The sequence below is a fragment of the Pseudomonas sp. FW507-12TSA genome (genome assembly GCF_058781435.1).
Genome location: NZ_JBYSWT010000037.1, coordinates 40778 through 53236 on the forward strand (window position 1 = coordinate 40778; position 12459 = coordinate 53236).

Annotated in this window: 10 protein-coding genes, 3 tRNA genes and 1 riboswitch; of the genes, 12 read left to right on the forward strand and 1 reads right to left on the reverse strand. The window is 62.5% G+C overall.

Going from position 1 to position 12459, the window contains the following annotated elements:
- Positions 1-45: 45 nt before the first annotated feature.
- From astA to astE, 5 genes are all read left to right on the forward strand, one after another.
- Positions 46-1071, forward strand: coding sequence for an arginine N-succinyltransferase (astA, locus tag AC3WK8_RS27540; RefSeq protein ID WP_022640325.1), 1026 nt, complete (start codon positions 46-48; stop codon positions 1069-1071).
- Positions 1068-2537 carry a succinylglutamate-semialdehyde dehydrogenase gene (gene astD / locus AC3WK8_RS27545; RefSeq protein ID WP_177409146.1) on the forward strand — a complete coding sequence of 490 codons (1470 nt, stop codon included), beginning with the start codon at positions 1068-1070 and terminating at the stop codon, positions 2535-2537. Before astA ends, astD begins: the two co-directional genes overlap by 4 nt.
- A 172-nt stretch (positions 2538-2709) precedes the next feature.
- Complete coding sequence (gene astB / locus AC3WK8_RS27550; RefSeq protein WP_103326691.1) at positions 2710-4056, forward strand: N-succinylarginine dihydrolase; 1347 nt, start codon at positions 2710-2712, stop codon at positions 4054-4056.
- Positions 4057-4111: 55 nt separating this feature from the next.
- Positions 4112-4399, forward strand: a complete 288-nt coding sequence (locus AC3WK8_RS27555) for a hypothetical protein (protein ID WP_022640322.1) — start codon at positions 4112-4114, stop codon at positions 4397-4399.
- Between the two features lie 12 nt (positions 4400-4411).
- Complete coding sequence (gene astE, locus AC3WK8_RS27560; protein WP_103326689.1) at positions 4412-5422, forward strand: succinylglutamate desuccinylase; 1011 nt, start codon at positions 4412-4414, stop codon at positions 5420-5422.
- Between the two features lie 52 nt (positions 5423-5474).
- On the opposite strand, the gene AC3WK8_RS27565 is transcribed toward astE, so the two are convergent.
- On the reverse strand, positions 5475-5984 hold the full coding sequence (locus AC3WK8_RS27565; protein WP_022640320.1) for a 6,7-dimethyl-8-ribityllumazine synthase: 510 nt from the start codon (positions 5982-5984) through the stop codon (positions 5475-5477).
- Between the two features lie 120 nt (positions 5985-6104).
- Positions 6105-6275, reverse strand: a riboswitch (FMN riboswitch).
- 213 nt (positions 6276-6488) lie between these two features.
- Here AC3WK8_RS27565 and ltaE point away from each other — a divergent pair.
- The 7 genes from ltaE (at position 6489) to AC3WK8_RS27600 (ending at position 12459) form a co-directional block, all read left to right on the forward strand.
- The gene (gene ltaE, locus AC3WK8_RS27570; protein ID WP_053137035.1) at positions 6489-7493 is read left to right on the forward strand and encodes a low-specificity L-threonine aldolase; all 1005 of its coding nucleotides are present in this window, start codon (positions 6489-6491) and stop codon (positions 7491-7493) included.
- Between the two features lie 146 nt (positions 7494-7639).
- The gene (gene alaS, locus AC3WK8_RS27575) at positions 7640-10264 is read left to right on the forward strand and encodes an alanine--tRNA ligase (RefSeq protein WP_103326687.1); all 2625 of its coding nucleotides are present in this window, start codon (positions 7640-7642) and stop codon (positions 10262-10264) included.
- 96 nt (positions 10265-10360) lie between these two features.
- Entirely contained in the window at positions 10361-11602 is a 1242-nt protein-coding gene (locus AC3WK8_RS27580) for an aspartate kinase (RefSeq protein ID WP_053137032.1), read from the forward strand.
- 187 nt (positions 11603-11789) lie between these two features.
- On the forward strand, positions 11790-11978 hold the full coding sequence (gene csrA, locus AC3WK8_RS27585) for a carbon storage regulator CsrA (RefSeq protein WP_002554426.1): 189 nt from the start codon (positions 11790-11792) through the stop codon (positions 11976-11978).
- Positions 11979-12040: 62 nt separating this feature from the next.
- A tRNA-Ser gene (locus AC3WK8_RS27590) sits at positions 12041-12131 on the forward strand.
- Positions 12132-12238: 107 nt separating this feature from the next.
- Positions 12239-12315: transfer RNA gene (locus AC3WK8_RS27595), tRNA-Arg, on the forward strand.
- Between the two features lie 71 nt (positions 12316-12386).
- A tRNA-Arg gene (locus AC3WK8_RS27600) sits at positions 12387-12459 on the forward strand.

The window sequence follows — 12459 nt, forward strand, 5'->3', positions numbered from 1 at the left end:
CGAGTTTCGCGGGTGCCGTCAAAGGCGTCCGTCTGAGGAGATAGCATGATCGTTCGTCCCGTACGCAGCAGCGATTTACCCGCGCTGATCGACCTGGCCCGCAGCACCGGCACCGGCCTCACCACCTTGCCGGCCAACGAAGAGCGCCTGACCCATCGGGTCGGCTGGGCGGAGAAGACCTTTCGCGGTGAAGCCGAGCGCGGCGATGCGGACTACCTGTTCGTTCTGGAAGACGACAACGGCCGCGTGGTAGGGATTTCCGCCATCGCTGGCGCGGTCGGCCTGCGGGAGCCTTGGTACAACTTTCGGGTCGGCCTGACCGTCAGCGCCTCCCAGGAGCTGAACATCTACCGCGAGATCCCGACGCTGTTCCTGGCCAACGACCTGACCGGCAACTCCGAACTGTGCTCGCTGTTCCTGCATGCCGACTATCGCAACGGTCTCAACGGCCGCATGTTGGCCAAGGCGCGGATGCTGTTCATCGCCGAGTTCCCGCAGCTGTTCGGCAACAAGATCATCGCCGAGATGCGTGGCATGTCCGACGAGCAGGGGCGTTCGCCATTCTGGGAAAGCCTGGGCCGGCACTTCTTCAAGATGGAGTTCAGCCAGGCGGACTACCTCACCGGTGTCGGCAACAAGGCCTTCATCGCCGAGCTGATGCCCAAGTTCCCGCTCTACACCTGCTTTCTTTCCGAGGATGCGCGCAACGTCATCGCCAAGGTCCACACCGACACCGAGCCGGCCCTGGCCATGCTCAAGAGCGAGGGCTTCAGCTACCAGGGTTATGTCGACATCTTCGACGCCGGCCCGGCGGTGGAGTGCGAGACCGGCAAGATCCGCGCGGTGCGCGACAGCCAGGCGCTGGTATTGGCCATCGGCACCCCGGGCGACGATGCCACGCCTTTCCTGATCCACAACCGCAAGCGCGAGGAATGCCGCATCACCGCGGCGCCGGCGCGCTTCGCCTCGGGCACCCTGGTGGTCGATCCGCTGACCGCCAAGCGCCTGCAACTCAACGCCGGCGACCAGGTCCGCGCGGTTCCGCTGTCTGCTTCTCGGGAGTCGAAATAATGAGCACGCTGTACATCGCCGGCCAATGGCTGGCCGGCCAGGGTGAAGCCTTCACCTCGGTCAATCCGGTGACCCAGGAGGTCATCTGGTCCGGCAACGGTGCAACACCCGCCCAGGTAGACAGCGCGGTACAAGCTGCACGCCAGGCATTCCCGGCCTGGGCCAAGCGTTCCCTGGAGGAGCGCATCGGCGTGCTCGAAGCTTTCGCTGCCGGCCTCAAGGCCCGTGCCGACGAACTGGCCCATTGCATTGGCGAGGAAACCGGCAAGCCGTTGTGGGAAGCGACCACGGAAGTGACCAGCATGGTCAACAAGATCGCCATCTCGGTGCAGAGCTATCGCGAGCGTACCGGCGAGAAGAGCGGCCCGCTGGGCGACGCCACTGCCGTGCTGCGGCACAAGCCCCACGGCGTGGTGGCGGTGTTCGGCCCCTACAACTTCCCCGGCCATCTGCCCAATGGCCACATAGTGCCGGCGCTGCTGGCGGGTAACAGCGTGCTGTTCAAGCCCAGCGAGCTGACGCCCAAGGTCGCCGAGCTGACGGTCCAGTGCTGGATCGAGGCCGGCCTGCCGGCAGGCGTGCTCAACCTGCTGCAGGGCGCCCGGGAAACCGGGATCGCCTTGGCTGCCAACCCGGGGATCGATGGCCTGTTCTTCACCGGCTCCAGCCGTACCGGCAACCACCTGCACCAGCAGTTCGCCGGGCGCCCGGACAAGATCCTGGCCCTGGAGATGGGCGGGAACAACCCGCTGGTGGTGGACCAGGTCGCGGACCTGGATGCGGCGGTGTACACCATCATCCAGTCCGCCTTCATCTCGGCTGGCCAGCGCTGCACCTGTGCCCGTCGCCTGCTGGTGCCGGCCGGCGCCTGGGGCGACTCGCTGCTGGCGCGCCTGGTGGCGGTCAGCTCGAGCATCGAAGTGGGTGCCTTCGACCAGCAACCGGCGCCGTTCATGGGCTCGGTGATCTCCCTGGGCGCCGCCCAGGCACTGCTGGATGCCCAGCGCCAGTTGTTGGCCAATGGCGCCGTGGCCTTGCTGGAGATGACCCAGCCCCAGGCCCAGGCCGCACTGCTGACCCCGGGGATCCTGGATGTCACGGCGGTGGCCGAGCGACCTGACGAGGAGCTGTTCGGGCCGTTGTTGCAGGTGATCCGCTACGCTGATTTCGATGGCGCCATCGCCGAGGCCAACAACACCCAGTACGGCCTGGCGGCCGGCTTGCTGTCGGATTCCGAAGAGCGCTACCAGCAGTTCTGGCTGCAGAGCCGGGCCGGGATCGTCAACTGGAACAAGCAGTTGACCGGCGCCGCCAGCAGCGCGCCATTCGGTGGCGTGGGGGCCTCGGGCAACCATCGGGCCAGCGCCTATTACGCGGCGGACTACTGCGCGTATCCGGTAGCGTCCCTGGAGACTCCGAGCCTGGCCTTGCCGGGAGCGCTGACCCCGGGCGTGCGCCTGGATTGATGAGATGCCGTGGTGCGCCCCTGGTGCTCCACGGCAGCGGCTGCAAACAGCGGTGGGGCGTCGATGAGGCCGCTGCCGCAGGCTGCGAACGTCTTTTGAAACGGGCGTCGGCGGCCTCAAGACCTGTACTGATATCGATGCCTATAACAAGCAGATTCGTGGAGCCTCGCTGATGAAATCCTATGAAGTCAATTTTGACGGTCTAGTGGGGCCGACCCATAACTACGGCGGTTTGTCCTACGGCAACGTCGCCTCCCAGAGCAACAGCCAGCAGGGCTCCAATCCCAAGGAAGCGGCGCTGCAGGGCCTGGCGAAGATGAAGGCGCTGATGGACATGGGCTTCCAGCAGGGTGTGCTCGCCCCGCAGGAGCGTCCGGACGTAGCCGCGCTGCGCAGCCTGGGTTTTGCCGGGAGCGATGCGCAGGTCATCCAGCAGGCGGCCAAGCAGGCCATGCCGTTGCTGGTCGCCAGCTGCTCGGCTTCGAGCATGTGGGTGGCCAACGCCGCCACCGTGAGCCCGAGCGCCGACACTGCCGACGGCCGCGTGCACTTCACCGCCGCCAACCTCAACTGCAAGTACCATCGCAGCATCGAGCACCCGACCACCAGCCGGGTGCTGAGGGCGATGTTCGCCGACCAGAAGCACTTCGCCCATCACGCCGCCCTGCCGGCAGTGGCGCAGTTCGGTGATGAAGGTGCGGCCAACCACACGCGCTTCTGCCGTGACTATGGCCAGGCTGGCGTCGAGTTCTTCGTCTTCGGTCGCAGTGCCTTCGACAATCGCTATCCGACGCCGCAGAAGTACCCGGCGCGCCAGACCCTGGAAGCATCCCAGGCCGTGGCCCGGCTGCATGGCCTGGACGAGGAAGGGGTGGTCTACGCCCAGCAGAATCCGGCGGTGATCGACCAGGGCGTGTTCCATAACGACGTGATCGCCGTAGGCAACGGCGAGGTGCTGTTCTACCACGAGGACGCCTTCCTCGAGACCGGCAAGCTGCTTGCCGAACTGCAGGCCAAGCTGAGCAAGCGTGGCGGTCACTTCCAGGCGGTCTGCGTACCGCGCTCCCAGGTGACGGTGGAGGACGCAGTGCGTTCCTACCTGTTCAACAGCCAGCTGTTGTCTCGTGCCGATGGCTCGATGCTGCTGATCGTGCCGGAAGAGTGCCGTAACAACGAGCGGGTCTGGCAATACCTGCAAAACCTCACCAGCTCCGGTGGCGTGATCCGTGAAGTGAAGGTCTTCGACCTCAAGCAGAGCATGCAGAACGGCGGTGGCCCGGCGTGCCTGCGCTTGCGCGTGGCGCTCAACGAGTCCGAGCTGGCGGCGGTCAACCCAGGCGTGATCATGACCGCGCCGCTGTACGAGACCCTGACCCAGTGGGTCGGCAAGCATTACCGCGATCGTCTCACCGAAGCCGACCTGGCGGACCCGCAGCTGCTGGTCGAGTGCCGGACGGCATTGGATGAGCTGACGCAAATCCTTAAACTGGGCGCGGTTTATCCTTTCCAGATCAATTGACGGCCCGCACCCGGACGCCCCGGGTGCGGGCTTCACCCCAGACGAGAACCGACCCATGAGCGATACCCTGCAACTGATCCTTGAAGATGCCGAAGGCGCCCAACAGGAAACCTCCTGCACCCGTTTTGCGGTGCTTTGGCAAGGCAAGGAAGTATGGATCCAGCAGGACGGCCGTGGCCAGTTGCTGATCGGCGTGGACGTGGAGGAGGGTGACGAGGAATACGCCAGCCTGCTGCTGCGCCCACTGGCGACCAACCTGGTCAGCCTGCAGTTGGAAATGGAGCCGGCCGACGCTGGCGACGACGATCACGTGCACGGCCCAGGCTGCGGCCACGCCCACTAAGGAACGCGTTTTATGCTCGCCCTCGGCAAACTGCTTGAACTGACCCTCGCCGGCCGTGAACCGGCAGAGAAGACTCAACTGACTGTCGACGGCGTGCGCATGCGCTGGCTGAGCGAGGGGGCGCTGGAAGTGCGCCCGCCCGAAGCGCGCGACAACGGCCTGGACCTGTTGTTGTCCGCCGGCATCCATGGCAACGAGACCGCTCCCATCGAGTTGCTCGACCGCCTGTTGCATGACATCGCCCGGGGCGACCTGAAGCCCCGCGCCCGTATCCTGTTCCTGTTCGGCAACCCCGAGGCCATGCGCCGCGGCGAGCGTTTCGTCGAGCAGGATGTCAATCGCCTGTTCAATGGCCGGCATGAGCAGAGCAGTGGGCATGAGGCCTTGCGCGCCTGTGAGCTGGAGCGCCTGGCGGCGAGCTTCTTCAGCCTGCCGGGGCGCGAGCGCTTGCACTACGACCTGCACACGGCCATTCGCGGTTCGAAGATCGAGCAGTTCGCCCTGTATCCGTGGAAGGACGGACGCCAGCATTCACACCGTCAGCTGGCACGCCTGAGGGCCTGCGGCATGGAGGCGGTGCTGTTGCAGAACAAGCCTTCCATCGTGTTCAGCGCTTACACCTACGATCAACTGGGGGCCGAGTCCTTCACCCTGGAACTGGGAAAGGCCCGGCCGTTCGGGCAGAACCAGGGGGTCAACGTCGAGCGCCTGGAAACTCGCCTCAAGCAACTGATCGAGGGCAGCGAGCCACCTGCGGAGCAGGACAGCCTTGAAGGGTTGAAGTTGTTCAGTGTCTCTCGGGAAGTGATCAAGCACAGCGACAGCTTTCAACTGCACTTGCCGGCGGACGTGGAGAACTTTTCCGAGCTGGAGATGGGTTACCTGCTGGCCGAGGACATCGCCCAGACCCGCTGGGTCATCGAGGAGGAGGGCGCGCGGATCATTTTTCCCAATCCCAAGGTCAAGAATGGCCTGCGTGCCGGGATCCTGATCGTGCCGGCCACGGCCGATGGCCTGAGCTGATACTGCAAGCCAGCAGGGTTGCCCGCCATGGCGGGCAACCCTGTTGCAGTCCTTATACCGCGACTGCCCGTTGTTCGTTACGACGCAGGGCGCGAGTCTTGTTCAGGGTGTCGGCGCAGGTGATGGCCGCTTCCCGACCCTTGACCACGAAGTGTTCGAAGAAGAACTTCTGGTGTTCTTCGCCCGCATGGAAGTGATGGGGGGTCAGCACCACCGAGAACACCGGCACTTCGGTTTCCAATTGCACCTGCATCAGCCCGTTGATCACCGCCTGGCCGACGAAGTCGTGACGGTAGATGCCACCGTCCACCACCAGGCCGGCGGCGACGATCCCGGTATAGCGACCGGACTTGGCCAGCAGCTTGGCTTGCAACGGGATTTCGAAGGCGCCACCGACCTCGAAGAAGTCGATATCGCTTTCCTGGTAGCCCTGGGCGAGCATTTCGTTGATGAAGCCCTGGCGGCTCTGGTCGACGATTTCCTTGTGCCAGCAGGCCTGGATGAAGGCGACGCGTTCGTTGGGGTGGTGTTTGCTTTTGCTATCGATAGCAGAGAGTTGCATCTGTTCTGACTCCTGTTTGTATGAAAAACAGGGCATGCATGAATCGAATGGGATTCAAGGGTGCGCGCAAGACCCGCATGGTTCTCCCACGACGGTTCGGCAGCGGCCCTTCGGCGCTAATCCCGTTCTCTCTTCATCCGGACTATGACCGTCGGCCCCGGGATCACACCGGGTCTGCTGACCTTGTCATCACCTGCAGGCAAGCTGCCGATGGTGCCAAGCGCTCGCGGGCTATGCACATTGCGTGCAATTACCGCCGGTGGGGAATTTCACCCCGCCCTGAGAACGTTTGCCCGTGGCTTTGGCCCGGGCGGTGGATTTTTAACACAGTCTGCCCAGGAAAACATCGTACCTTTTGGTTCTTGTCAGATTTTTCGTGCTCAGGATCAGTTTTTTCTAAAGTTGTTGCTTGATTATTCGGGGGTGAGACGGCAGTAATTCATGTCCGAAAGGGAATTCCCTGTCTTAACCGGGCCTGAGGGTCCAGCAGCGAGGCCAGATGTGATGAGCGTGATCGATCTTCGTAGTGACACCGTGACCCAGCCGACTCCCGGCATGCTCGATGCCATGGCCAGCGCCCGCACCGGGGACGACGTCTACGGCGAGGATCCGACGGTCAACCAGCTGGAAGCCGAGCTGGCCCGGCGCCTGGGGTTCGCCGCGGCGCTGTTCGTGCCTTCCGGCACCATGAGCAATCTGTTGGCGTTGATGGCTCATTGCGAGCGTGGCGACGAATACATCGTCGGGCAGCAGGCCCATACCTACAAATACGAGGGCGGCGGCGCGGCGGTGCTGGGCTCGATCCAGCCGCAGCCGCTGGAGGTCCAGGCCGATGGTTCGCTGGACCTGGGCCAGGTGGCGGCGGCGATCAAGCCCGACGATTTCCATTTCGCCCGCACCCGCCTGCTGGCCCTGGAAAACACCATGCAGGGCAAGGTGCTGCCGCTGGCCTACCTGGCCCAGGCACGCGCCTTCAGTCGCGAGCACGGCCTGGCCCTGCATCTGGATGGGGCCAGGCTGTACAATGCGGCCGTGCAACTTTGCGTCGATGCGCGGTTGATCACCGAGCACTTCGACTCGGTATCCGTATGCCTGTCAAAAGGGTTGGGGGCACCGGTGGGCTCGGTGCTGTGCGGTTCCAGCGAGCTGATCGGCAAGGCCCGGCGCTTGCGCAAGATGGTCGGTGGCGGCATGCGCCAGGCCGGTGGGCTGGCGGCTGCGGGCCTGTATGCCCTGGATCACCAGGTGCAGCGCCTGGCGGACGACCATGCCAATGCCCGTCTGCTGGCCGAAGGCCTGCGCGAGGTGGGTTACAACGTCGAGCCGGTGCAGACCAATATGGTCTATGTGCAACTGGGCGAGCGGGCCGAAGCCCTCAAGGCCTTTGCCGGCGAGCGGGGCGTACGTTTGAGTGCCGCGCCGCGGATGCGCCTGGTGACCCACCTGGACGTCGAGCGCGGGCAAATCGACCAAGTGGTGGGCACTTTTGCCGAGTTTTCCCGTAAGTGACAGTGTTCTCCGTCCAATTGACTGTTTGTATCGTACAAACACGCTGTACCAAGTGATTAACGCCGATATAATGCGGCCCTTTGCCGTCGTTTCGTCTGTTGACGTTGCGCACAGGCCTTTGGCCGCAGTCTCCGTGGAAGAACCTAATGAAAAGCGCAGAAATCCGTGAAGCCTTCCTCCGCTTCTTCGAAGAGCAGGGCCACACCCGTGTCGCCTCCAGCTCCTTGATCCCAGGCAACGACCCAACCCTGCTGTTCACCAACGCGGGGATGAACCAGTTCAAGGACTGCTTCCTGGGCCAGGAAAAGCGCGCGTACACCCGCGCTGTCAGCAGCCAGAAGTGCGTCCGCGCCGGTGGCAAGCACAACGACCTGGAAAACGTCGGTTACACCGCCCGTCACCACACCTTCTTCGAGATGCTGGGCAACTTCAGCTTCGGCGACTATTTCAAGCGTGACGCCATCACCTTCGCCTGGACCTTCCTGACTTCCGAGAAGTGGCTGAACCTGCCGAAGGAAAAGCTCTGGGTCACCGTCTACGCCACCGACGACGAGGCCTACGACATCTGGACCAAGGAAGTCGGGGTGCCGGCCGAGCGCATGGTGCGCATCGGTGACAACAAGGGCGCGCCCTACGCCTCCGACAACTTCTGGACCATGGGCGATACCGGTCCTTGTGGTCCTTGCACCGAGATCTTCTACGATCACGGCGCCGATATCTGGGGCGGCCCACCCGGCTCGCCGGAAGAAGACGGCGACCGCTACATCGAGATCTGGAACAACGTCTTCATGCAGTTCAACCGCACCGCCGACGGCGTGCTGCATCCGCTGCCAGCGCCGTCGGTGGATACCGGCATGGGCCTGGAGCGTGTCAGTGCCGTATTGCAGCACGTGCATTCGAACTACGAGATCGACCTGTTCCAGAACCTGCTGGCCGCCGCGGCCAAGGCGATCGGTTGCAGCAACGACGGCCAGGCCTCGCTGAAAGTGGTGGCCGACCACATCCGCTCCTGCGGCTTCCTGATTGCCGATGGCGTGCTGCCGTCCAACGAAGGTCGCGGCTATGTGCTGCGCCGGATCATTCGCCGCGCTTGCCGCCACGGCAACAAGCTGGGCGCCAAGGGCAGCTTCTTCTACCAGATCGTCGCCGCGCTGGTGGCCGAGATGGGCGAAGCCTTCCCTGAGCTCAAGAGCCAGCAGGCGCATATCGAGCGCGTGCTCAAGGCTGAAGAAGAACAGTTCGCCAAGACCCTGGAGCAGGGCCTGCGCATCCTCGAGCAGGACCTGGCCGAACTCAAGGGCAGCGTGGTTCCGGGCGATGTGGTGTTCAAGCTCTATGACACCTACGGCTTCCCCATGGACCTGACCGGTGACATCGCCCGCGAGCGCAACCTGACCCTGGACGAGGAAGGTTTCGAGCGCGAGATGGAGGCCCAGCGTGTGCGCGCTCGTTCCGCCAGCTCCTTCGGCATGGACTACAACAGCCTGGTCAAGGTCGATGTAGCCACCGAGTTCACCGGTTATCACGCCACCAGCGGCGCGGCCAAAGTGGTCGCTCTCTATAAGGATGGGCAATCGGTCGAGGTGCTGGGCGAAGGCGAGGAGGGCGTGGTGATCCTCGACCAGACTCCGTTCTATGCCGAATCCGGCGGCCAGGTTGGCGACTGCGGGTTCCTGACGGCTGGCAATGCACGTTTCGATGTACGTGACACCACCAAGACCGGCGGTGCCTTCCTGCACCACGGCGTGCTGGCTCAGGGCAGCTTGAGCGTCGGCACCTCGGTTGAAGCGCAGGTCGACGCGCAAGTGCGCCACGCCACTTCGCTGAACCACTCGGCTACCCACTTGCTGCACGCCGCGCTGCGCCAGGTGCTGGGCGAGCATGTGCAGCAGAAGGGCTCGCTGGTGGACAGCCAGCGCCTGCGCTTCGACTTCAGCCACTTCGAAGCGATCAAGCCAGAGCAGATCAAGGCGCTGGAAGACATCGTCAACGCCGAGATCCGCAAGAACACCGCGGTGGAAACCGAAGAAACCGATATCGATACCGCCAAGAAGAAGGGCGCCATGGCGCTGTTCGGCGAGAAGTATGGCGATAGCGTGCGCGTGCTGAGCATGGGCGGCGACTTCTCGGTCGAGTTGTGCGGTGGTATCCACGCCAACCGTACCGGCGACATCGGTCTGTTGAAGATCACCAGCGAAGGTGGCGTGGCCTCCGGCGTGCGGCGTATCGAGGCAGTCACTGGCGCTGCGGCCCTGGCCTACCTCAATGCGGGCGAAGAGCAACTCAAGGAAGCGGCGGTCCTGGTCAAGGGCAGCCGTGACAACCTGATCGACAAGCTGTCGGCGGTGCTGGAGCGCAACCGTCTGCTGGAGAAGCAACTCGAGCAGCTGCAAGCCAAGGCCGCCGCTGCGGCCGGTGACGACCTGTCGGCCCAGGCCCAGGACGTCAAGGGCGTGAAAGTGCTGACTGCGCGTCTCGATGGCCAGGACGGCAAGGCGCTGCTGGCGCTGGTGGATCAGTTGAAAAACAAACTCGGCCGCGCAGTGATCCTGCTCGGCAGTGTCCATGAGGAAAAGGTCGTGCTGGTTGCTGGCGTAACCAAGGACCTGACTGGCCAACTCAAAGCCGGTGATTTGATGAAGCAGGCTGCTGCGGCAGTGGGCGGTAAGGGCGGTGGTCGTCCAGACATGGCACAGGGTGGTGGCGTCGACGCTGCTGCGCTGGATGCCGCGCTGGCCCTGACCGTGCCCTTTGTCGAGCAAGGCATTTAAGGCGCCGACCGGACCCGTCGTCTAGTGGCGGGTCCTTGCGCTGCGCAGTTTGATTGTTTAACGGGCGCCCCTTGACGGGCTGAGGCGGCTTAGAAAATGGCTTTGATCGTACAGAAATTTGGCGGCACTTCGGTCGGCTCAATCGAGCGGATCGAGCAGGTTGCCGACAAGGTGAAGAAGTTCCGCGAAGCTGGCGACGACCTGGTGATCGTGTTGTCGGCTATGAGTGGCGAAACCAACCGCCTGATCGATCTGGCCAAGCAGATCAGTGGCGAAGCCCCACCGGTTCCCCGTGAGCTGGATGTGATCGTGTCCACCGGTGAGCAGGTGACCATCGCCTTGCTGGCCATGGCGCTGATCAAGCGTGGTATCCCGGCGGTGTCCTATACCGGCAACCAGGTACGCATCCTGACCGACAGCGCGCACACCAAGGCGCGGATCCTGCAGATCGATGACCAGAAGATCCGCACCGACCTGAAGGCCGGTCGCGTGGTCGTGGTGGCCGGTTTCCAGGGTGTCGACGAGCACGGCAACATCACCACCCTGGGTCGTGGCGGCTCCGACACTACGGGCGTAGCCCTGGCGGCGGCCTTGAAGGCCGACGAGTGCCAGATCTATACCGATGTGGATGGCGTCTACACCACCGATCCGCGCGTGGTGGCCAGGGCTCAGCGCCTGGACAAGATCACCTTCGAAGAAATGCTGGAAATGGCCAGCCTGGGTTCCAAGGTGTTGCAGATCCGTGCGGTCGAGTTCGCCGGCAAGTACAACGTTCCGCTGCGCGTGTTGCACAGCTTCCAGGAGGGTCCGGGCACCCTCATTACTATTGATGAAGAGGAATCCATGGAACAGCCGATCATTTCCGGCATCGCTTTTAACCGCGATGAAGCCAAGCTGACTATCCGTGGCGTGCCAGACAATCCTGGCGTGGCCTTCAAGATTCTTGGCCCTATCAGCGCAGCGAACATCGAAGTCGACATGATCGTGCAGAACGTTTCGCACGATAACACCACCGATTTCACCTTCACTGTGCACCGCAACGACTACCTGGCCGCCCAGAACGTGCTGGAAAATACCGCGCGTGAAATCGGTGCCCGGGAAGTGGTTGGCGATACCGATATCGCCAAGGTCTCCATCGTCGGTGTCGGCATGCGTTCCCATGCGGGCGTAGCTAGCCGGATGTTCGAGGCGCTGGCCAAGGAGAGCATCAATATCCAGATGATCTCCACTTCCGAGATCAAGGTTTCGGTCGTGATCGAAGAGAAATACCTGGAGCTGGCGGTACGTGCCCTGCACACCGCGTTCGAGCTCGACGCGCCAGCCCGACAGGGCGAGTGACGCGTGGTTGAAAGGGGCGCGGTCTGACCGCGCCCTTTGTGTTTTTGATCGGCGTGGAAGAAAGCTGTTCTTTCGTCCACGCTAGTCAATACTTAGGCGTGTAGGACTACTGCCGACCCGGTTGTAGGCCAACACCCTTTTTTTTGCAGACTGTAGTCCCTGAAATGTAATGCGTGAGGAGAAAGGTATGTTGATTCTGACTCGTCGGTGCGCAGAAAGCCTGATCATTGGTGATGGCGAAATCACTGTGACCGTGCTCGGCGTCAAAGGTAATCAAGTGCGTATTGGTGTCAACGCCCCCAAAGAAGTGGCGGTCCACCGTGAGGAAATCTACCTGCGGATCAAGAAAGAGAAGGACGAAGAACCAAGCCATTAATTTTTCTCGTTTTTTTTGTTTGCAAACGGGGAGAAAGGTGGTTAATATACGCCCCGTGTTGCGGAGAGCTGGCCGAGTGGCCGAAGGCGCTCCCCTGCTAAGGGAGTACACCTCAAAAGGGTGTCGGGGGTTCGAATCCCCCGTTCTCCGCCATTATTTGCTTAGTACGTTGTAATCTGGCTTCTTCTGTAAGTTGTTGAATTTACTAGAAAAAGTGCTTAACAAGATGATTCAACGGGCTATAATGCGGCGCAACAAATGCACTCGTAGCTCAGCTGGATAGAGTACTCGGCTACGAACCGAGCGGTCACAGGTTCGAATCCTGTCGAGTGCACCATTTAAGAGTTATTTGTAGCGATATGATTAACTCGGCTTCAGCCAGTTGTGGTCTGGTCTAAAAACACAAATGCACTCGTAGCTCAGCTGGATAGAGTACTCGGCTACGAACCGAGCGGTCACAGGTTCGAATCCTGTCGAGTGC

Bases quoted from the DNA above. Each gene is read 5' to 3' on its own strand.
- astE (WP_103326689.1), top strand. From the start codon at position 4,412: ATGCTCGCCCTCGGCAAACTGCTTGAACTGACCCTCGCCGGCCGTGAA.
- AC3WK8_RS27555 (WP_022640322.1), top strand. From the start codon at position 4,112: ATGAGCGATACCCTGCAACTGATCCTTGAAGATGCCGAAGGCGCCCAA.
- alaS (WP_103326687.1), top strand. From the start codon at position 7,640: ATGAAAAGCGCAGAAATCCGTGAAGCCTTCCTCCGCTTCTTCGAAGAG.
- csrA (WP_002554426.1), top strand. From the start codon at position 11,790: ATGTTGATTCTGACTCGTCGGTGCGCAGAAAGCCTGATCATTGGTGAT.
- astB (WP_103326691.1), top strand. From the start codon at position 2,710: ATGAAATCCTATGAAGTCAATTTTGACGGTCTAGTGGGGCCGACCCAT.
- astA (WP_022640325.1), top strand. From the start codon at position 46: ATGATCGTTCGTCCCGTACGCAGCAGCGATTTACCCGCGCTGATCGAC.
- ltaE (WP_053137035.1), top strand. From the start codon at position 6,489: ATGAGCGTGATCGATCTTCGTAGTGACACCGTGACCCAGCCGACTCCC.
- AC3WK8_RS27580 (WP_053137032.1), top strand. From the start codon at position 10,361: ATGGCTTTGATCGTACAGAAATTTGGCGGCACTTCGGTCGGCTCAATC.
- AC3WK8_RS27565 (WP_022640320.1), bottom strand. From the start codon at position 5,984: ATGCAACTCTCTGCTATCGATAGCAAAAGCAAACACCACCCCAACGAA.